Source organism: Azorhizobium doebereinerae UFLA1-100 (genome assembly GCF_000473085.1).
GTDB classification, from domain to species: domain Bacteria; phylum Pseudomonadota; class Alphaproteobacteria; order Rhizobiales; family Xanthobacteraceae; genus Azorhizobium; species Azorhizobium doebereinerae.
In genome coordinates, this window is record NZ_AXBA01000001.1 from 87,317 (window position 1) to 109,911 (window position 22,595).

Consider the following 22,595-nt stretch of genomic DNA (forward strand, 5'->3'; position numbering starts at 1 on the left):
GAAGCGCCTGTCCGACGCCCAGCGCGACGGCGATCCCATCCGCGCGATCATCCGCGGCTGGGGCGTGAACCAGGACGGCCGCACCAACGGCATCACCGCCCCCAATCCCAAGGCCCAGACGCGGCTGCTCCAGACCGTCTACGACCGCTTCGGCATCGCCCCCGCCAGCATCGGCCTGATGGAATGCCACGGCACCGGCACGCCGCTGGGCGATCCCATGGAGGTGGAGGGGCTGGCCGGCGCCTTTGCCGGCAGTGCCGGCACCTGCGCGCTGGGATCGGTGAAGAGCAATGTGGGCCACCTGCTGGCCGCCGCCGGCGTGGCGGGCGCGCTCAAGGCCATGCTGGCGCTGGAGCATGCCGAGCTGCCGCCCACCATCCATGTGGCGAAGCCGAACCCCGACATCCTGCTCGACGGCACACCCTTCCGGCTCAACACCGCGCGCACGCCCTGGGTTGCCGGCACGGGGCCGCGCCGCGTCGGCGTGAGCGCCTTCGGCTTCAGCGGCACCAATGCCCATCTGGTGCTGGAAGAGGCGCCGGCGCGGGCCAAGCCGGCCACCGGGACGGGCGATCTGGTGCTGCCCTTGTCCGCGCGGACCGCCGAGCGCCTCGCCGCCTATGCGGAACGCCTGGAACGCCACGTGGTGGCGCACGCGGACCTCGACCTCGCCGGGCTGGCGGCGACCTTCCAGCAGGGTCGCACTGCCTTCCCATGCCGTGCGGCCATCGTGTTCCGGAACCGGGAGGCGCTTCGCGCCGGGCTCAGTGATGTGGCGTCGGGCCGCGCTCCCCGGGGGGCGGGCGATCATGAACTGGCGCGGCGCTGGACCGACGGGGAGACCATCTCCTGGCCGCCGGCTGCCGGCCGCCGGCTGTCCGCGCCAGGCTATCCGTTCGCCCGCGTCCGCTGCTGGATCGAGGCTCCGGAGCCTGCGATTGCAGTGCCCGCCACACCTCCCGCAGCCGGGCGACCGGCCCGTGTCTTCGGGCTCGAACTGGCCGAACTGGCCCGCGCCGCCGGCGCGCAGGCGGCTGGCCGGCCTGTGCGCGGCGTGACGCATCTGGTCTGGGGCAAGCCGGCACCAGCGGGCGACATGAAGATCAACGTGCGGGCCGATGCGGACGGCTGGCTCTATGACGTGCTGGCGGACGGGTCGGACGTGCCGTGCCACGTGGGCGCGCTGCTGCTGGACGAGGGGCAGGACGTCGGTTTCGCCATGCCCGCCACCCTGGCGACGGCTCCTGACGGCGCAGATGCGACCGCCGCCTGGCGGCAGTTTTCCGCCCGGGCCGGCGCGGAGGCCGTGGCGCTGGAAGCCTGCATCGCCCGGTTGCGGCGGCGCGAGGGGGGCCTTGAGGCTGAATTGCGGCGTCCCGCAGGGGCGGCGGCGAGCCTGGACGGCGACCTCCTGGCTCTGCTCTGGCGTCTGCTGGCTTTCGCCCGCACCAACGGCCACGCCCCGCCGCCCGCGCACCCTTATGCGCTGGAGCGGTACGTTGCCGAGGCGCCGCTGACACGCGACATGATGATCCGTATCCACGGTGCCGAAGGGGATGGCGGCGTCGCCATCAGCCTCCACGATCTGGACGGCCGTCCGCTGCTCTGGCTGGACGGCCTGCTGACCCGGCGGGCCGAAGACCTCGCCGATCTCGATCTCGCGCCACGGGGGCAGCCATGAGTGTGGGTAAGATCGCCATCATCGGAGGCGGGCCCACGGGCATCGGCGTCGGCCGGGAACTGGCCGACGCCGGCCTCGACTTCGAGATATTCGAGGCGGAGGCCGATTTCGGCGGCGTGTGGAACGCGGATGCGGACTGCGGACGCACCTATGCCTCGCTCCACCTCATCTCGCCGAAGTTCAACACCCAGGTGCAGGACTTTCCGATGCCGGACGACTATCCGGCCTATCCGAGCCATGCGCTCATGCTGCGCTACATCCGTTCCTACGCGCAGGCGTTCGGGCTCTACGGCAAGGCAAGGTTCAACGCGCCGGTGCGGCGCCTCGCGCGCGAGGCGGGCGGCTGGCGGGTGACCAGCGGCGACGGCTTCAGCGCCGTCTATCCCCTGGTGGTCATCGCCACCGGCCTGCAATGCAAGCCGCTCTATCCGGACCCCGCCTATCCCGGCGCCTTCGAGGGCGAGACGCTGCACACCCGCCACTACAAGTCGGGCGACCAGCTGCGCGGGCGGCGCGTGCTGGTGGTGGGCGGCGGCAATTCCGGCTGCGACGTGGCGGTGGATGCCGTGCATCACGCGGCGTCGGTGATCCACAGCACGCGGCGGGGCTATTATTACCAGCCCAAGTTCATCGGCGGAAAGCCGACGCCGCAATGGATGATGGAGCTGGGCGGCAAGTTCGCCACCAAGGAGGAAACCCTCGCCTATGTGGAGGAGGTGTTCCGCCTTGCCGGCTATGACGGCGCCGACTACGGGCTGCCCCGGCCGGACTATGCGCTCGATGCCGCCCATCCCGTGATGAACTCGCTGGTGCTCTACCACATCGGCCATGGCGACATCCGGCCCAAGGGCGATGTGGCGGCGTTCGAAGGCCGCACCGTGCGCTTCGCGGACGGTTCTCTGGAGGAGGTGGACACGGTGGTCTATGCCACCGGCTACCAGCGCGATTTCTCCTTCCTCGATCCCGGCGAGCTGGAATGGAAAGACGGCATTCCCGACCTCTTCCTGCATTCCGTGCCGCGCAATCATGACGACCTGCTGTTCATGGGCTTCATCAACGCCGCCGGCGGGCTGGGCGACGGGCTGAAGACGCAGGGGCTGTTCGTGCGCGACTATGCACGAGCCTTCTTCGGCCGCACGCGCGGGCTCGCCGCCTTCCTCGCTGCCAAGACGGTGGATGCGCCGGACCTGGGGCAGGACTATTTCATCGCCTCCCGCCGCCATCTCTTCGAAGCCGACCTCTGGAAGCTGCTGGGCCAGATGCGCAAGTATCGCGACCTGCTCGCCTCGGGCGAGGGGCCGGGCATGGTGGCGGCCCAATGACCTTGCCCGATGATCCGCTGCGCGCCGCCATGCGGCAGGTGCTGGAGGACGAGCTTGTGGCGCGTGCCCGCGCGCGGCTGCCGGCGCGGCCGGCGCCGGAACCGCCGGCGGCCGTGCCTCAGTCTCCCGCCGGCGACGGCCTCGACGCGGATGTCCTGGCGCTCACCGCCGCCGCGCTGCGCCTGCCGGCGGATCAGATCGACCCGCGCGAGAACCTGTCCAATTACGGCGTCGATTCCATCGCCATCACCGAGGTGATGACGCGCATCTCGCGCTTCCTCGGCGTCTCCATCGCCCCGACCACCTTCTTCGAGGCCCGCCGGCTGGACGACCTGGTGGCCATCCTGCGCAGCCGCTACGGCGCCCAGGTGGCCGCGCACTACGCGCGCAAGGCGGCACCCGAGCCCACTGGCGCACCCGCGCCCACACCTGCGACCGCGCACCGCGCGGAGCCGGACGTGGCCTCCTGGCTGGCCCGCCACCGCTCGGCCCGCGCGCCCGGCGGTGCCCGGACGATCGACCCGGTCGTCCCGGCGCCCGCCGCACCGCCCGCTGCCACGCAGTCGCCCCCGAGGCCGGAGGCTCCGGTGGCGATCATCGCCATGGACGGCGTGTTCCCGCAGAGCCCAGACATTGCGGCGTTCGAAGCCCACCTGCGCGCCGGCGACGACTGCATCACGCGCGTGCCGCCGGAGCGCTGGGACTGGCGTGCCGTGGACGGCAACCCGAAGGCAGGCCCGCGCACCGACGTGCATTTCGGCGGCTTCGCGCCGGGGCACGACGCCTTCGACGCAGCCTTTTTCGGCATCTCGCCGAAAGAGGCGGAGCTGATGGACCCGCAGCACCGTCTGTTCATGGAATGCGTCTGGCAGCTCATCGAGAGCGCAGGCTACGCACCCGGCGCCCTGGCGGGCCGGAACGTCGGGCTGTTTCTCGGCATCAACCTCCAGGACTATGCGGACCTCGCCAACCGGGCAGGGCAGGTGGACCCTGTCCAGCTCACCGGCCTCGGCCACGTCTTCTGCCCCAACCGCCTGTCCTTCCTGCTGGACATCCACGGCCCGAGCCAGGTCATCGACACCGCCTGCTCCAGTTCCCTCGTCGCGCTGCACCGCGCGGTCATGAGCATCCGCCACGAAGGCTGCGAGATGGCCATCGCCGGCGGCGCGAACCTGATGCTGACCCCGACGCAGCACATCCTGTTCTCGCGCGTCGGCATGCTGAGCCGCGACGGGCGCTGCAAGACCTTCTCCCGCGATGCCGACGGCTATGGCCGCGCCGACGGGGTGGGTGCGGTGCTGCTGAAGCGGCTAGATGCCGCCGAGCGGGACGGCGACACCATCCTCGGCGTGATCCGGGCCTCGGCGGAAAACCACGGCGGCGGGGCGACCTCGCTCACCGCGCCCAACCCGAGGGCGCAGGCCCGGCTGGTGGCGGAGACCCACCGTCGGGCGGGCATCGATCCGCGCACCGTCACATTGATCGAATGCCACGGCACCGGCACGCCTCTGGGCGATCCGGTCGAGGTGGAGGGCCTGAAGGCCGCCTTCGCCGAGCTCTATGCCGACCACGGCCTGCCAATCCCCGCCAGCCCGCATTGCGGGCTCGGCTCCGTGAAGTCGAACATCGGCCATGCGGAGACGGCGGCGGGCATTGCCGGGGTCATCAAGGTGCTGCTGTCGCTGCGCGCGGGCACGCTCTACCGCACGCTCCACTGCGAGCGGCCCAATCCGCTGATCGACCTGTCCGGCACGCCTTTCTACCTGCTCTCCGAGGCGCGGCCCTGGACCCGCCCGGTGGTCGAGGGCCGGGAGGCGCCGCGGCGGGCCGGCGTCAGCTCGTTCGGCGCCGGCGGCGCCAACGCCCATGTGGTGATCGAGGAATATCGCGCGCCGGCCTCGGTCCGGCCCGCGCTTGCCGGCCCGTTCGTGGTGCCGCTGTCGGCCAGGACGCCCGAGGCGCTGCGGCAGGGGATCGCGCGGCTGGCGGCCCATCTTGAGGCCTCCGCCGGCGACGCGGCGATGGAGGACATCGCCTTCACCCTCCAGACCGGGCGTGACGCCATGCGCGTGCGCGCCGCCTTCGTGGCGCGGGACCGGGCGGACCTGCTGGCCCAGTTGCGCGCAACGCTGGCCGACGACCGGACCGCTTTCCGGACACTCGACCGCAAGGCGGTTCGCGGCCCGGTGGTGGACCCTGTCGCCGCAGACCTGGACGCCCCGGCTTTGGCCACGCGGTGGCTGGACGGCGCGTCCATTGACTGGGCGCGGCTTTATGTCAATCGGCGCCCCCGCCGCCTGCCGCTGCCCACCTACGCCTTCCAGCACAAGCGCTTCTGGCTGCCGCAGCCGGAAGCCGCTGCCGAGGCGTCGACGGCTCCGGTGCTGCGCGCCCTGGCGCCGGGGCGCTACGCGGTCGATCTCGACGCGGCGGCCTTCTATCTGCGGGACCATGCCTTCGACGGAAGTCCGGTCCTGCCCGGCGTGATGTATCTGGAGCTGATGCGCCGCGCCGCCGAGATGGCGGGCGCGACCGGCGATCTGGCGCAGATGGTCTGGCTGAAGCGCCTCGACGTTCCAACGACGACGCATGTGGAGATCGCCGTCATCCGCGATCCCGGGCTTCCGGTGCGGGTGGAACTGTCGCATCGCGACGCGGACGGCGCGGCGGTGCTCCATGCCCAGGCTCGCGTCACCCCGCCGGACAGGGATGCGCCGGACACGGTGGACATTGCCGCGCTGAAGGCCCGCTGCGACCGGCGCTTCGACGCGGACGCGGTCTATGCCGCCTTCACCGCCATGGGGCTCGCCTATGGGCCGGCGCACCGCGCCATCGCCTGGCTGGCGGTCAGCGAGCAGGGGCAGAACGGCGCCCGCGAGGTGCTGGCGCACCTGGCCTTGCCCGATCCGGTGGCCGGTACGGCCGATGCCTTCGCTTTGCACCCGAGCCTGATGGACGGCGCCTTCCAGGCGGCGATCGGCATGGCGCTCGATGCGGACGGGCGCGCCGGCGCCGCCGCGCTGCCCTTCGCCCTCGACCGGCTGGAGGTGCTGGGCGCCTGCGCGCCGCAGATGATGGTGCGCATCCGCCCGGCGGCCGAAGATACGGGCGGCAAGGTGCGCCGCCTCGACCTCGATCTGACCGATATGGTGGGACAGGTGCGCGTGCGGATGCACGGCTTCACCACGCGCGCCCCGACGCGAGACAATACCGAGACGCTGCTCTACACCCCCCGCTGGTCTGGGCTCCCCCCCATCAGCACTGCCCAAGCGGCCGTGTTCGGGCGCCGCGTGGCGCTGCTGTGCGGCTTTCCCGACGGCACGGCGGAGCGCTTGTCCGCGGCGCTGCCTGACTGGGAGATCCGCACCTCCGCCGGTGAGGCAGACACCGCCGCATCCGTCCTGGCCCAGGGGACGGCGGTCCTGGGCCTGGCGCAGGACGCGGCCCGGACCCTCGGGGCGGGCGGCACCCTGCTGCAAGTGGTGGTGCCTGCGACCGAGCCCTTGTGGGCCGGCCTGTCCGGCCTGCTGCGCTCGGCCCGGATGGAATATCCCGGCCTCCACGCCCAGTTGATCCGCGCCGACACGAGCGAGCCGGCAACGCTGGCCCAGCGGCTCGCGCGGATTGCCACCACCGGCGAGGCGGATGTTTGCCTGGACGGGGCTGGGATGCTCGCCCGCCGCTGGGAACCGCTGGCGGTCGCAGGTATGCCGCTGGCGGCGCCTTGGCGCGATGGCGGGGTCTACCTTCTCACCGGCGGCACCGGCGGCATCGGCGGGCGGCTGGCGGCCGAGATCATGGCGCGGGCCGCGGACACCCGCCTCATCCTCGTGGGCCGCGCAGCGGACGGGCCGGCCATCGCCGAGAAGCTTGCCGGCCTGTCCGGACGCAACGGCGCGCAGGTCATCTACCGCAGCCTCGACCTTGTGGACGGCCCGGCGGTGGAGGCTCTCCTCGCGGACATCCGCGCCCGCTTCGGCCGGCTGGACGGCGTGCTGCATGCGGCCGGCGTGCTCCAGGACGGCCCGCTCGCCCGCAAAACGCCGGACGACCTCGCCCGCGTGCTGGCGCCGAAGGTGGCCGGCACGCTCAATCTCGACCGGGCGCTCGGCGATGCCCCCCTTGACCTGTTCGTGCTGTTCGCCTCGCTTTCCGGCGCGATGGGCAATGCCGGACAGGCGGACTACGCTTTGGCCAACGCCTGCCTCGACGCCTTCGCCGCCGAACGCGAGGCGCGGCGCCGGACGGGCGCCTGCCATGGGCGCACGCTCGCCGTCGATTGGCCGCTCTGGCGCGATGGCGGCATGGTCATGGACGAGGCCAGCCGCAGGCTCATGGCCCGCACCACCGGGCTTGCTCCCCTTGAAACCGAGGCGGCGTTCGCGGCCCTCTACCGCGCGCTCGCGAGCGATGCGCCGCAAGTGCTGGTGGCGGCCGGCGACAGGGCGAGGATCGAGGCCTTCCTCGCCCCGCCCGAGGCGGTGCCCGTTGTCGCGGAACCCACGCCTGCCGTGGCCATCGATGGCGACCTGCTGCGGCACCGGACGCTCGCCGCCCTGATCGGCCTCGTCTCCACCCAGCTCAAGGTGGCGCCGGAAGACCTCGCAGCGGATATGGAACTGAGCGAATACGGCTTCGATTCCATCTCCTTCACCCAGTTCGCCAACGCGCTCAACGAGCGCTTCGACCTCGCCCTTACCCCCACCGTCTTCTTCGAATATCCGACGCTGGGCGACCTCGCCGGCCATTTCAGCACCGCCCATGCCGCCCGCTTCGCCGAGCGCCTCGGGGTGGTGGCGACCCCGGCGGCGGCGGCGCCCGCGCGACCGCAACCCGCGCCGGTCGCGTCCGCCGCACCGCTCGTGCCGCGCGCGGCAACGCCAGACGCCGCCATGCCCATCGCCATCATCGGCATGAGCGGCATCTTTCCCGGCGCTGGCGATCCAGAGGCGCTGTGGGCCAATCTCCTGGCCGAGCGCGATTGCATCGGCGACGTGCCGCCGGAGCGGTGGGACTGGCGCCGGGTCGAAGCAGAGGCCCCCGGCACCGTCCATCGCGGCGGCTTCATCGACGGCATCGCCGCTTTTGACGCCCCGTTCTTCGGCCTGTCGGCCACCGAAGCCCGCATGATGGACCCGCAGCAGCGCCTGCTGCTCACCCAGGCGTGGCGGGTGATGGAAGACGCCGGCTATGCGCCCAGCACGCTCGCCGGCATGCCCATGGGCGTGTTCGTCGGCATCGCCGACACCGGCTATGGCCGCCTCGCCGCCCAGTCGGGCGCGGCGGTGGAAGGCTATGCCATGACCGGGCTCGCCCCTTCCGTGGGGCCGAACCGGATCAGCTTCCAGTTCAACTTCACCGGCCCGAGCGTCGCGGTGGAAACCGCCTGCTCTAGCGCGCTGGTGGCCGTCCACCGCGCCGCCGAGGCGCTGCGCTCCGGCGATTGCGAACTGGCCATCGCCGGCGGGGTGAACACCCTGCTCATGCCGGACAGCTTCATCGGCTTCACCAAGGCCGGGATGCTGGCGCCGGACGGGCGCTGCAAGACCTTCTCGGCGGAGGCCAACGGCTACGGGCGCGGCGAAGGCATCGGCCTCGTGCTGCTGAAGCCGCTGGCGGCGGCCGAACGGGACGGCGACCGCATCCTGGCCGTCATCCGCGCCAGCGCCGAGAACCACGGCGGGCGCGCCTCCTCGCTCACCGCGCCCAATCCGAAGGCGCAGGCCGCCTTGCTGCGCACCGCCTACCGCCGCGCCGGCTTCGACCCGCGCAGCCTGACCTATGTGGAAGCGCACGGCACCGGCACGCCGCTGGGCGACCCTATCGAGCTGGAGGCGCTCACCGCCGCATTCGCCGACCTGGCGCGGGAAGCGGAGCAGACGTTCGGCCCGGCTCCGGCCATGCGCTGCGGCATCGGCTCGGTGAAGTCCAACATCGGGCACCTGGAACTGGCGGCGGGCGCCGCCGGCCTCATCAAGGTGCTGCTCCAGATGCGGCACGGCATGCTGGCGCGCTCGCTCCATTGCGACACGCCCAATCCTTATCTCAAGCTGGACGGCGGCCCGTTCCGCCCGGTGCAGCAGGGGGCGCCCTGGGCGCGGCCGCGCGATGCCGCCGGCCAGGAACTGCCGCGCCGGGCGGGGGTGAGCAGCTTCGGCTTCGGCGGCAGCAACGCCCATGTGGTGCTGGAGGAATATGTCCCCGCCACCGTCCCCGCCGCGTCGCCCGCGCCGGAGGGGCCGGCGCTGATCCTGCTGTCGGCCCGCAGCGAGGAGCAGCTCCGCGACGTGGCGCGTGACCTGGAGGCCGCGCTCGCGGGCCTGCCGCCCGAGGTGACGGTCGCGGACATCGCCTTCACGCTCCAGATCGGCCGGGATGCCATGGAGCACCGGCTCGCCTTCCCCTGCGCCGATCGGGCGGAGCTCGGCGCGCGCCTCGCCGCCTTCCTCGCCGGCCGGACGGACGATCAGCTGCGGTTCGGCCGCGTCAAGGCGGGCCGTGAAACACTGGCGCTGCTGGACAGCGACGCGGAGGTGCGCCGTGCCCTGGCCGGCCTGCCGGCACGCGGCCGGCATGACCTGCTGCTGGATCTCTGGGTGCGCGGCTTCGCCTTCGACTGGCGCAGCCTCTATGGCGCGCAGCCGCCCCGCCGCGTCCGCCTGCCGGGCTATCCCTTCGCCCGCACCGAATATTGGGTGCGCCCCACCGGCGGATCGGCCCCCCGCCCGCCGGAAATGCCGGCGGCGCCCCCGGTGCCCGCCATCACCGAAGTTCCGGTGCATCAGGAAACCGTTACGGCCGAGCGGGATTTCGTCGCCGAAGCGCTCGCCCATCTGACGCGGATCGCCGCGGCCGTGCTGGAGACAGACACCTCGGTCCTCGACCCGGTGAGCGAGTTCGGCGAGTTTGGCTTCGATTCCGTCATCATGACCAGCTTCGCCGCCAAGGTGAATACGGACCTCGGCCTGTCGCTGACGCCGGCGGACTTCTTCGAGTTCGCTTCCCTCGGCCGCCTTGCGCGCCATGTGGCCGGCGCCATGGAGCGCCTGGAGCCGGCGCCGTCCGCGGCGGATGTTCTCCCGCCGCCCGCCGTCGCGGCGGCACTGCCGGCGGCGGCCTCCCCGCCGGAGGCAGATGATCCCGTCGCCATCGTCGGCATGAGCTGCCGCTTCCCGGGCGCGGCCGATGCCGACGCCTTCTGGGACAATCTGGTCGCGGGCCGCGATGCCATCGGCGAAATCCCGCCCGATCGCTGGGACTGGCGCGCCTTCGACGGCGATCCCAAGACCGAGAGCAACAGGACCAACATTCGCTGGGGCGGATTCATCGAAGGCGTCTACGACTTCGATCCTTTGTTCTTCGGCATTTCCCCGCGTGAGGCACGGATGATGGACCCGCAGCAGCGGCTCATCCTGATGCACGCCTGGAGCGCCATCGAGGACGCGGGCCATTCGCCCCGCAGCCTCGCCGGCCGGGCGGTCGGCCTGTTCGTCGGCACCTCGTCGAGCGGCTATCGCGACCTGATCGGCGCCGAGACCGGCGCGGACGGCTATCTGGCCACCGGCGCGGCCGCGTCCGTCGGCCCCAACCGCGTCAGCTTCTTCCTCGACTGGCACGGCCCGAGCGAGCCGGTGGAAACCGCCTGCTCCAGCGCTCTGGTGGCCATCCACCGCGCCATGCAGGCCATGGCGGCAGGCGATTGCGAGATGGCGGTGGCCGGCGGCGTGAACACCATGCTCACGCCGGAGGCGCACATCAATTTCGCCAAAGCGGGCATGCTGTCCCCGGACGGGCGCTGCCACACCTTCTCCGCCCAGGCGAACGGCTATGTGCGCGGCGAGGGCGTCGGCATGGTGGTGCTGAAGCGCCTGTCCGCCGCCGAGCGGGACGGCGATGCCATCTACGCTCTGGTGCGCGGGTCCGCGCTCAACCACGGCGGGCGCGCCAATTCCCTGACGGCGCCCAACACCGTCGCCCAGGCCGACCTGCTGCGACAGGCCTACAGGCAGGCCGGCGTGGACGTGCGGGCGGTCGGCTATGTCGAGGCCCACGGCACCGGCACCGAGCTGGGCGACCCGGTGGAGGTCAACGCCCTGAAGTCAGCTTTCGCGGCGCTCGGCGGAGGGCCGCAAAACGGCAAGGCGTGGTGCGGGCTCGGCGCGGTCAAGACCAATATCGGCCACCTGGAGCTGGCGGCCGGCGTCGCGGGCGTCATCAAGGTGCTGCTCCAGATGCGCCACCGCATCCTGGCGCCGAGCCTCAACGCCACGCCGCCGAACCCCTATATCGATCTGTCGGGCTCGCCGTTCTTCGTGGTCCGGGAGGCGCAGCCCTGGGTGGCGCCGCAGGCGCCCGACGGCACGGCGCTCCCGCTGCGGGCCGGCGTCAGCAGCTTCGGCTTCGGCGGCGTCAACGCCCACATCGTCCTTGAGGAATACCGCGATCGCCGGCCGAGGCCCGCATTCTCGCGGGGGCCGGTATTGATCCCGCTCTCGGCCCGCGAGCCGGCGCAACTGCGCGAACAGGCGGGCCAGCTTGCCCGCTTCATCGCAACCGGGCGGCTGGAGGCGGCCGATCTTGCCGACCTCGCCTTCACCCTCCAGGAAGGCCGGGCGCCGCTCGCACATCGGCTGGCGCTGGTGGCGGACGACCTGAGTGATCTGGGCAACCGCCTCGCGGCCTTCGCTGCGGGGGAGACGGCGGGTGTCATCCTCGGCAAGGCGGACCTGCGGACGCCAGGGCCGGAACTGTCAGCCGAGACGTCGCTGGATGCCCTGGCGCGACATTGGGTGGAGGGCGGCGCCGTCGACTGGCGCGCGGTCAGCGGCCCCGGCCGCCGGCGCCTGCATCTGCCCACCTATCCCTTCAGCCGCGAGACATATCGCGCCGACGCCATGCCGAAGCCTATCGCTTCTGCCGAGGTGACTGTCGGCTCCGGGGATGGACCGATCCGCCTGTCGCCGGAAGCCTTCTATCTGCGCGATCACCGGGTGATGGGCACGCCTGTTCTGCCCGGCGCCATGACGCTGGAACTGGCGCGCGCGGCCGCCGCCCGGACGCGAGGGGCTGACAGCGCAGCGCTGGCGCTGACGCAGGTGGTCTGGCTCCTGCCCGTGCGCGTCGCGCAGACGACCTTCGCGCAGATCGATCTGGATGCGGCGCAGGCGCCCGGCACCTTCCGCCTGACCACCGCCGACGCCGGCGGGACGGTCCTGCACGCCCAGGGACGGATCGAAGCGCTGGGCGAGGGGCCGACGGATTTGGACCCCGCCGTGCTCGCGGCGCGCTGCCCGCGCGCCATCTCGCCGGCAGAGCTTTATGCGACCTTCGCGGGGCTCGGCCTCGACTACGGCCCGGCGTTCCGGGCGGTCCATGAGCTGCGGGCGGGGGAGGGCGAGGCGCTCGGCCTGCTGCGCCTACCGGACGCGGCCGGACGCGATCCCTTCACGCTCCATCCCAGCCTGCTGGACGGCGCCTTCCAGAGCTGCCTCGCCCTGTTCCAGACCGGCGGGGAGGCGGTCGCCGCCGTGCCCTTCGCCCTGGACCGGATCGACATCCTCGGCGCCACCGTCGAGGAGATGTGGGTGCACGCCCGCCTGCGGCCGGGCGAAGGCGCCGTGCGCCGGATCGACATGGACATGGCCGACATCGCCGGGCGCATCCTGGTGCGCCTGAGGGGCTTCAGCGTGCGCGCCCTGCCGCCGCAGGGCGGGCCGGGGACGTCCAGCCGCGTCCAGACCGAGAACCAGGCCGAAGCCGCCGTGCGCCATCTGGCCGGCCTCGTGGCGGAGGAGGCGCGCGTTCCGCTGGCGAGCGTCGAGGCGGATGCCCCGCTCGAAGCCTATGGCATCGACTCGATCCTCATCACCCGCCTCACCGACCGGCTGGAGGCGGACCTCGGGCCGCTCTCCAAGACCTTGTTCTTCGAGCACCGCACGCTCCAGGCCCTGGCCACGCACCTGCTCGCGGCCCACGGACCCGCCATGGCGAACCTGCTGGGACGCACGCCCGCGCAGCCGCAGCCGACGTCGGGCGGTCCGACGCAGCGCGCAGCCGCGATGCCCGCCGCTGCCGCCGCGCGGCGCGAGATGGCCCCGAACCCGCGAGGGGCAGGGGAGCCCATCGCCATCGTCGGGCTCGCCGGGCGCTATCCGGGCGCGCGCACGCTGGCGGAGTTCTGGGACAATCTGGCCGCCGGGCGCGATTGCATCACCGAGGTGCCCCCGGAGCGCTGGGACGCGGCGCGCCTTTATGACCCCGCGCGGGGAGCGCCGGGCAGGGTCAACAGCCGCTGGGGTGGCTTCCTCGACGGCGTGGACCAGTTCGATCCGCTGTTCTTCAACATCTCGCCGCGCGAGGCCGAGTTCATCGATCCGCAGGAGCGGCTGTTCCTGCAATGCGCCTGGGAAGCCCTGGAGGACGCCGGCCACACTCCCGCGAGCCTCGCCAGCGGCGAAGGGGGCGCGAACGTCGGCGTGTTCGTGGGGGTGATGTACGAGGAATACCAACTCTACGGCGCCGAGCGCACGCAGGCCGGCCATCCCGTGGCTCTGTCCGGGGTCCCGGCCTCGATCGCCAACCGCGTCTCCTACTTCTGCGATTTCCACGGGCCGAGCATGGCGGTGGACAGCATGTGCTCGTCCTCGCTCACCGCTCTCCAACTGGCCTGCGACAGCATCCGCGCCGGCCATTGCTCGGCGGCGCTGGCCGGCGGCGTCAACCTGTCCGTCCATCCGAACAAATATCTCGCTTTGGCCCAGGGCCGCTTCCTCTCCTCCAGCGGCCGGTGCGAGAGTTTCGGGCGCGGCGGCGACGGCTACGTGCCGGGGGAGGGCGTCGGCGCGGTGCTGCTGAAGCCGCTTTCGGACGCGCTGGCGGACGGCGACCAGATCTACGGGATCGTGCGCGGCACAGCGCTGAACCATGGCGGCAAGACCCACGGCTACACCGTGCCCAATCCCCACGCCCAGGCCGCCGTGATCTCGCGCGCCCTGACGCAGGCCGGCGTCTCGCCGGACGACATCTCCTATGTGGAGGCGCATGGCACCGGCACGGCGCTGGGCGATCCCATCGAGATTTCCGCGCTCACCACCGCCTTCCGGGCGGCGACGGAGCGGCGCGGCTTCTGCGCCATCGGCTCGGTCAAGTCCAACATCGGGCATTGCGAGAGCGCGGCGGGCATGGCGGGCCTGACCAAGGTGCTGTTGCAGATGAAGCACGGGCGCCTCGTCCCCTCGCTGCATGCCGAAACGCTCAATCCCGCCATCGACTTCGCGGCTTCCCCTTTCGTGGTGCAGCGCACCCTGGCATCCTGGCTGGCGGAGCGTCCCCGCATGGCCGGCCTGTCCTCCTTCGGGGCGGGCGGATCGAACGCCCATGTGGTGATGGAGGAATATCCGGCCCTGACGCAGGCGCGACCGCTCGATGGTCCCGCCATCTTCCCCTTTTCGGCACGCGACGGCGCCGCGCTGGAGCGCGTCCTCCAGCGTTTCCGCGCAGCCCTCGACTCGCTGGACGACACCGACCTGCCGGCAGCGGCCGGCGTGCTCCAGGAAGGTCGCGAAGCCTTCGAGGTGCGCCTTGCCATCGTTGCACAGGACAGGGCCGATCTCGCCGCTGCGCTCGACCGCGCGCTCGCCCATGCCCCGGACGGTCCTGGTCTCCGCCGGGGGACGCGCGGCCCCGCGCCGGGCCCGGACGTGGTCGAGCGGTGCATGGCGGCGCATGATCTCGACGGGCTGGCCCGCCTATGGACGCAAGGAGCGAAGATCGACTGGCCGCGCCTGCGTGGTGGCCCCGCGCCGCGCAAGATCAGCCTGCCGGCCTATCCCTTCGCGCGGGAGCGCTACTGGGTGCCGGACCTGCCGGGCATTCTCTCCGACCCGCCGCCCGCCATGCCCGCCCGCGCGGTGCAGGATCGCGTGCGCGAAACCGCCCGCCTGCCGCTGCTGTTCGCGCCCGCCTGGGAGGCGGCGCCCGTGACGCCGGCAGCCGGAGCCCCGGAGCGGGTCCTGGTGCTGCTCTGCGGCTTCACGCCCAGCGACAGTGCGGCCATCGCCCGCGCCTGCCCGGATGCGGACTGCCGGGTTCTCGCCACCGACCCGACGGACGCGGCCCGCTTCGCGGACGCGGCGGCGGGCTTGCTGGCCATCGTGCAGGATGTCCTGCGCGCGCGTACTGTCGGCCTGCTCCTCCAGCTCGTGATCCCGGCCGATGAAGAGGCTGGCCTGTGGCAGGGCCTCGGCGGCCTCTTGCGCACCGCCGGCCAGGAGCAGCCCGGCCTGCGTTGCCAGATGCTCGCCGTGGACGGCGCCCCGGCCGACATCGGCGCCTCGCTCCGGCGCGAGCGCACGGGCACGGACGGCGACGTGCGCTTCGGGCCGGCTGGCCGGAGCGTGCGGCGGTGGACGGAGATCGCCGGTACTCCGCGCGCGCCCTCGCCGTGGAAGGACAACGGCGTCTATCTCGTCACGGGCGGCACCGGCGGCCTTGGCCGTATCCTCTGCCGGGATATCGCCGACCACGCACAGGGCGCGACCCTCTGGGTGACCGGCCGCTCGCCGCGGCCGGACGATATCGGCATCGCCGGGGCCCAGGTCGTCCATCGCCGCCTCGACATGACCGATGCGGGCGCCGTCCACGCCCTGGTGCAAGAGATCCTCGCCGCGCACGGGCGGCTCGACGGCATCGTCCATGCGGCCGGCGTAACGCGGGACAAGCTCCTGGTCCGCAAGACGGAGGATGAATTCCGGGCGGTGCTCGCGCCGAAGGTCGCGGGACTGGAGGCGCTCGATGCCGCGAGCGCGCATTGCACGCTGGACCTGTTCCTGCTGTTCGCCTCCGTGTCCGGCGCCTTGGGCAATGCCGGGCAGTGCGACTATGCCACCGGCAATGCCTTCATGGACGCCTTTGCCGCCCGCCGGGCCGCGCAGGTGGCACGTGGCGCGCGCAGCGGCCTGACCCTTTCACTGGACTGGCCGTACTGGCGCGACGGCGGCATGCACCTGGCGCCCGAGACCCTGGCGGCCATGGCGCGCGGCTTCGGCGTGGCACCGCTGGAACGCGAGGCCGGGCTGGCGGCCCTGCGGGCGGGGATCGCCGCCGCGCGGGCCGGCGCCGGCCATCAGATCCTGGTGCTGGACGGCGACCATACCCGGCTGAGAGCGGCAATGCGGCCGATGCCCGCCGCTCCCCCGGTGGCTGCGCCCCCGACTGGCTTGCCCAACGCGGATGACGTCGCCGCCCATCTCGCCGCGCTCTTCACCCGCATCCTGAAGCTGCCGGAAGGCGGCATGGACCGCACCGCGAGTTTTGACCGCTACGGCCTCGATTCCGTTTCGGCCCAGGAAGTCATCGAGGCGCTGGAACAGGAGGAACTCGGCCCGCTGCCCCGCACCCTGCTGTTCGAATATCCGACGCTGGACAAGCTGGCGGCCGCGCTCATCGCCAGCCATGGCGCGCGTCTCGCCGCAATATCCCCGCCGCCGAGTGCCCTCCCGGCGTCGGCTCACCCGGTGCCGGCGCCTGATGCGCCGCCGTCCGGCACGTCGCCCGCGGAGGCACACCCGGGGGAGATCGCGGTGATCGCCGTCGCGGGCCGCTATCCCGGCGCCGAAAGCGTCGAGGCGCTGTGGGAGGCGCTGCGCGCCGGGCAGGACCTCGTCACCGAGGTTCCGCCCGGGCGCTGGGACAATGCCGCCCTCTATGCGCCCGAGAAAGGCCGGCCCGGCCGCACCGCCTGCAACTGGGGCGGCTTCCTTGAGGACGTGGACTGCTTCGATGCCGGCTTCTTCGGCATCTCGCCGCGCGAGGCGGCGCGCCTCGACCCGCAGGAGCGCCTGCTGCTGGAGACGACCTGGCACCTGCTGGAACGGGCCGGGCACACGCGGGCGGCGTTGCAGCAGCGCTACGACGCGCGCGTCGGGGTGTTCGTGGGCGCCATGTACCAGCAGTATCACGCCTTCGACGCCGACCCGGACGACAAGGCGCTGGTCTCGCTCGCTTCCTATGCCTCGCTGGCCAACCGGCTGTCCTTCTTCTTCGACCTCCAGGGGCCGAGCGTCGCGCTCGACACCATGTGCTCCTCGGGGCTGGAGGCGGTCCATCTCGCCTGCCAGAGCCTCCTGCGCGGCGAGTGCGGCCTCGCCATCGCCGCCGCCGTCAACCTGTCCATCCACCCGCTCAAATATCTCGGCCTCAGCCGGGCCGGGCTGGTGGGCAGCAGCGCCGAGAGCCGCTCGTTCGCGGACGGCGACGGATACCTGCCCGCCGAAGGCGTCGGCGCCGTGCTGCTGAAGCCGCTCGCCGACGCGCGGCGGGACGGCGACGCCATCATCGGCGTCATCAAGGCCAGCGGCTCGAACCACGGCGGGCATTCCGCCGGCTACGGCGTCCCGAGCGCCGAGGCGCAGGCGCGGCTCATCACCGAGACCATCCGCGCCGCCGGCATCGATCCCGTCTCCATCGGCTATTGGGAGGCCGCCGCCAACGGCGCGGCCATGGGCGATGCCATCGAAGTGCGGGCGGCGACCCGCGCGCTGCGCAGCTTCACGCCGGCCGCCGGCTTCTGCGCGCTGGGCTCGGTGAAGGCCAACATGGGCCACGGCGAGGCCGTCTCCGGGCTGGCACAGCTCACCAAATGCCTGCTCCAGCTCCAGCACCGGGAATTGGCGCCGACCCGCAGGCCGGGCCACCCCAACCCGGACATCGACCTGGATGGAACCCCGTTCGTCTTCCTCGACGGTCCGACGCCATGGCAGGCGGCAGGGCCGCGCCGGGCCAGCGTGAGCTCCTTCGGTGCAGGCGGTTCCAACGTGCATCTCATCCTGGAGGAGGCGCCACCCGCGCCCGTCCCGCCGCAGGCGCCTGATAGGCTTCGGCGCTTCGTGTTCTCGGCCCGCGACGACGCGCGGCTGGGCGTGCTTCTGGCGCGCATGGCGGACTTCGTCCGGGCGCGGCCGGGTCTCGATCTCGCGCGCATGGCCGCCACGCTGCGGGATGGGCGGGAACGGATGCCAGCCCGCGCGGACATCTTCGCCGCCAACCGAGCCGAATTGCTGGCCGCGCTGGAGGCATGGCCCGCCTTGCCGCCCGCGCCCGCCGCCGGGACGGTGGAGGAGCCGCCGGCCGGACCGCCCATGGTCCTGCCGGTCTATCCCTTCGCCCGCGAGCGCCACTGGCTGCGGCCGGCCACGCTGCCCACGGCGGAGGCCTCCACATCTCCGCTGCCGACCGAGCCGCGGGCATTGATCGCCGCGATCCTCGCCGCGGAAACCGGCCTTGCGCCGCAGGACATTCCCGCCGACGCATCCTTCCGCGACCTCGGGGCCACCTCCATGTTCGCGCTGCGCCTGCAGCGCACCTGCGCCGATCTGCTGGGGATCGACCTGTCGCTCCGCGAGATGGAAACCCATGGCTCGCTCGCGGCGCTGGCCACCTTCCTTGGGACGCGCGTCGACCCGGAAACACGCACGCCCCTGGACGCGCCGGCTCCCATCTCGCCGGAACCAATCCCGGGAGCCGACCGCCTGCCTCTCGCCGAAGGTCAGAAGGGCCTGTGGGCGCTCCAGAGCCTCCATCCGGAATCGTCCGGCTACAATGTGCCTCTGGCCTTCCGCGCGACGGGCGTGGACGTGGCGGCGCTCGATCGCGCGGGGCGCGCCCTGGTCGCGCGCTTTCCCATCCTGGAGGACGCGATCCGCGCGGTGGACGGCGAGCCCTGGCGCATGCCCGGCACCGGCCGCGTGCCGCTCACCTTCGTCGAAGTGCCGGATGGAGAAGACGAAACCGCATTCGCCCGCGCCCGTGCGGCGCGGCCGTTCGACCTTTCCGCCGCGCCCATGCGGATGGAGTTCCTGCACCGCGCCGGCGACACGACCACCGGCATCGTCCTGCTGGTGGTGCATCATATCGTCTTCGACGGCGTCTCGGCCGCTGTGGTGGCGCGGGTGTTCTGGGATGCCTACGATTATTTCGCCAACGGCACCGTCCCGCCTCCGCCCCCGCCGCAAACCGACTTCAGCGCCTTCGTCGCCTGGGAACAGGGCCACGTCGCTTCGCCGCGCGGCGAAGCCCAGCTCGCCTATTGGCAGGCCCGCCTCGGCGGCGACCTGCCGGTGATGGAACTGCCCGCCGACCGGCCCGCGGCGCGCGGGCAGGGCGTCGCCGGGCGAAGCCTGGAGCGGACGCTGCCGCCGGACCTGATCCGCGCCGCGCGCACCGCCGCAACGACGCTCGGCGTCAATCCGTCCGCGCTGTTCCTGGGCGTGCTCGCCATGCTGCTGCGCCGCTACACCGGGCAGGACGACATGGTGGTGGGCATGCCGACCATGCGGCGCCCCGCCCGGCGTTTCGAGGGCGCGGTGGGCTATTTCGCCAACATGATGGGCCTGCGCCTCGGCATCGACGGCGGCATGCCGGCGGGCGAGGTGGTGCGCGCCGCGCAGGCCGGGATCACCGACGGGCTGGACCACGCCGACTATCCCTTCGCCCGCCTGCTGCGCCAGATCGGCCGCACCGCCGGCGATCCGCCGCTGTTCGCCGTGACCTTCGCCTACCAGAACTTCCTCGACGACCGGCTGATGGAGCCCCTCGCGCTCAAGAGCGGCGTGGAGGTCAGCTATCTGGCCGCCATCCGCCAGGAGGGCGACGGCGCCCTCGGCTTCGAGGTGCATGAGGACGGCAGCCAGGTGAAACTGGTGGTGACCTTCGATGCCGGCCGGTTCGAGATGCCCCGCATCTCGGCCATGACGGACCACTTCTGCAACCTGCTGGCCTCGGTATGCGCCCAGCCGGATGCCCCCGTCAGCCGGCAGGAGATGCTGGCACCGGAGGAGCGCGTGCGCCTGCTGGAGACCTGGGGCCACGGTCCGGCCCTGGCGGAGCGTCCGGGCGGCGTGCTGGACTGGATCCGCGCGCAGGCGGCCCGCACCCCCGACGCCATCGCGGTGGTGTGCGGCGACCGGAGCCTCAGCTACCGCAAGCTCATCCGGCGGTCGAACCGTCTCGCGGCCTATCTGCACAGCCGTGGCCTGCGGCCCGGCGCGAAGGTGGCCGTGCTGCTGGAGCGCGAGCCGCGCAGCCTTGTCACTCTCCTCGCGGTGTGGAGCGTAGGTGCCGTCTGGGTGCCGCTCGACGCGGAGCATCCGGACGCGCGGCTGGCCGCCATCGTGGCCGATGCAGGCGCCTCCGCCATCGTCACCGATGCGGCGCACGCGCGACGGGCGGACGCCCTGGTCCCGCGCGGCACGCTCGTGGTGCAGCTTGACCGGCTCCGCTCGGCCTTGCGGACCTATTCAGCGGAGGCACGGGGCCGTCGGCCGGCGCCGCAGGATGCCGCCTACATGATCTACACCTCGGGCTCGACGGGCACCCCCAAGGGTGTTGTCGTGTCGCACGGCGCGATCGCCACCCATTGCCTGGCCGCCACCGCGCGTCTCGGCATCGAGGCCCGCGACCACGTGCTGCAGTTCGCGGCCCTCGGCGTCGATACGGCGCTGGAGCAGATTTTGCCGGCCCTGGCGTGCGGCGCCCGCCTCGTCATGCGCGGACCCGACATCTGGTCCCCGGCTGAATGCCGGGACGTGCTGGCGGAGCAGGCCGTCACCGTGGCCGACCTGCCGCCGCTCTATCTGGCCGAGCTGCTGCGCACGCTGGAGCAGCCGGGTCCGGGCGTCGCGCTCCGGCTGCTGATCTGCGGCGGCGAACGCCTGCCGCCGGAACTGGTCCGGCAATGGCGGTCGGGACCGCTGGCGCAGGTGCGTCTCGTCAATGCCTACGGTCCCACCGAAGCCACCATCACGGCGACCGCCCACGATGTGCGGCCCGGCGACGGCGAGGGGCCGGTCCCCATCGGCACGCCGCTTCCCGGCGTCACCGTCCGGCTGATGGACACCGACGGCAATCCGGTGCCCGAGGGGGTGCCGGGCGAACTGTATCTCGGCGGGCCGGAGCGCCTTGCGCTCGGCTATCACCAGCGCCCCGACTTGACGCGCGAGCGCTTCGTGGCGGACCCGTTCGCGCCGGCGGACGCGCCGGAGCGGCTCTATCGCACCGGCGACCGGGCGGTGTTCCTGCGCGGCGGCGCCGGCATACTGGCCTTCCTCGGCCGCGTGGACGACCAGGTGAAGATCCGCGGCCACCGCGTCGAGCTCGGCGAAGTAGAGGCGGCCCTGCGGACCTGCGGCTGCCGCGCGGCCGCCGTGGTCGCGCAGCCGGATGCATTGGGCGACATGGCGCTCACCGCCTTCGTCGCCATGCCCGGCGCGGGTTTCGAGGAAGCCGCGCTGCTGGCCCGGCTCGCCCGCCACCTGCCGTCCGGCATGCTGCCGCGGCGGATCGTGCGGGTCGAGGCGCTGCCGGTCACGCCGGCGGGCAAGGTCGATCGCACGGCGCTCCGCGCCCGTCCGCCCGGCGACGCGTCCGGTTCCGACACGGAGCGGCGGCAGGCATCGGGCGAAGAACGTGTCGGCGACGCGCGTTCCGAAGATGACCGCATCGGCGAGATGCTGGACATCTGGCGGCATGCCTTCGGCCCCGAGGCGGAAACCGCCATCCGGCCGGAGAGCGACTTCTTCGCTCTTGGAGGCCATTCCTTGCTCGCGGTGCGGCTGCTGGGCGCGCTGGAGCGGCGTTTCGGCCTGCGGCTGGCGATGGCGGATCTGGTGGACGCCCCGACCCCGGCCCGGCTCGCTCTCCGGCTGCGCCCTTCAGGCGCCCCAGCTGCGCCCGCCTTGCCGGGCGTGCGGCTGTTGAAGGCAGGGCAGGGCGAGCCGCTGGTCCTGGTCCATGCGGCAGGGGGAACGACCGCCTGCTATGTGCCTCTGGTGCGGCTTCTGGAAACCGGGCGTCCCGTCTACGGCCTCGACACGCCGCTGCTCGATCCGGCGCAGCCTGAGCGGGCTTGGGACGTGCCGTCCCTCGCGGCCCATCATCTGGCGACGCTCCGACGGATGAACGCCGCTGGCGGCTGCGACATCGCCGGCTGGTCGCTGGGCGGCGTGATCGCCTATGAAATGGCGCGCCAGTGCCGCGCGGCCGGCGAAGATGGCGGCCTGCTGGTGCTGATCGACAGCTATGCCCCGGACCTGCTCAGGGCGCTGGAAGGCGCAGGGGAGGGGGAAAGCGAGGGCGAGATGGCCGAGGCGGCGCTGCTGCGCGCCTTCGCCCGCGACGGCCTCGGCGTCGCGGTGGCGGACACCGGCCTGCGCAACGTGGCCGACCTCGCGCTCCGGCCGGACGTGGCGGGCGCCATCGGCGACACGACGCCGGAACAACTGGAAGGGCTCTATCGCATCTTCCGCACCCATGCACGGGCCGCCCGCTCCTATCGGCCCGCGCCGTTCGCCGGGCCTGCGCTGCTCTACGCGGCGGCCGGCGGCCATGCCGACCCGGCGCGCGGCTGGGACGCCCTGTTGCCGGACCTGTCGCCGGTGTCCATTGCCGGCGATCATTATTCCTGCATGGCCGCGCCGCTGGTGGCCGATCTCGCCGGATGCCTGTCCCGGGAATTGGCGCGGCGGCCCGCGTCCCGGACAGGGCGAATTTAGATGTGCATCCGCCCCAGCCTCCAAGGGATTGATCCCGTGCCAACG

3 protein-coding genes (1 of these 3 cut by a window edge) are annotated in these 22,595 nt (G+C 72.6%); all 3 read left to right on the plus strand.

All coding sequences use genetic code 11. From position 1 onward, the window contains the following. Tightly spaced (each overlapping or abutting the next), the 3 genes in view from YU1_RS33235 to YU1_RS33240 form a layout consistent with a single transcriptional unit that may run on beyond the window. Positions 1–1,681: the 3' end of an SDR family NAD(P)-dependent oxidoreductase gene (locus YU1_RS33235; protein WP_029002382.1), read on the plus strand. 18,767 nt of this gene lie to the left of the window's left edge; the window shows 1,681 of its 20,448 coding nt (coding positions 18,768–20,448); the start codon falls outside the window, past its left edge; the stop codon is at positions 1,679–1,681. After that, a complete protein-coding gene (locus YU1_RS27185; RefSeq protein ID WP_035713094.1) occupies positions 1,678–3,003 on the plus strand; it encodes a flavin-containing monooxygenase in 1,326 nt (441 codons plus the stop codon). Before YU1_RS33235 ends, YU1_RS27185 begins: the two co-directional genes overlap by 4 nt. Next, positions 3,000–22,550, plus strand: a complete 19,551-nt coding sequence (locus YU1_RS33240; RefSeq protein ID WP_029002383.1) for a non-ribosomal peptide synthetase — start codon at positions 3,000–3,002, stop codon at positions 22,548–22,550. Before YU1_RS27185 ends, YU1_RS33240 begins: the two co-directional genes overlap by 4 nt. The last annotated feature ends 45 nt before the right edge of the window (positions 22,551–22,595 follow it).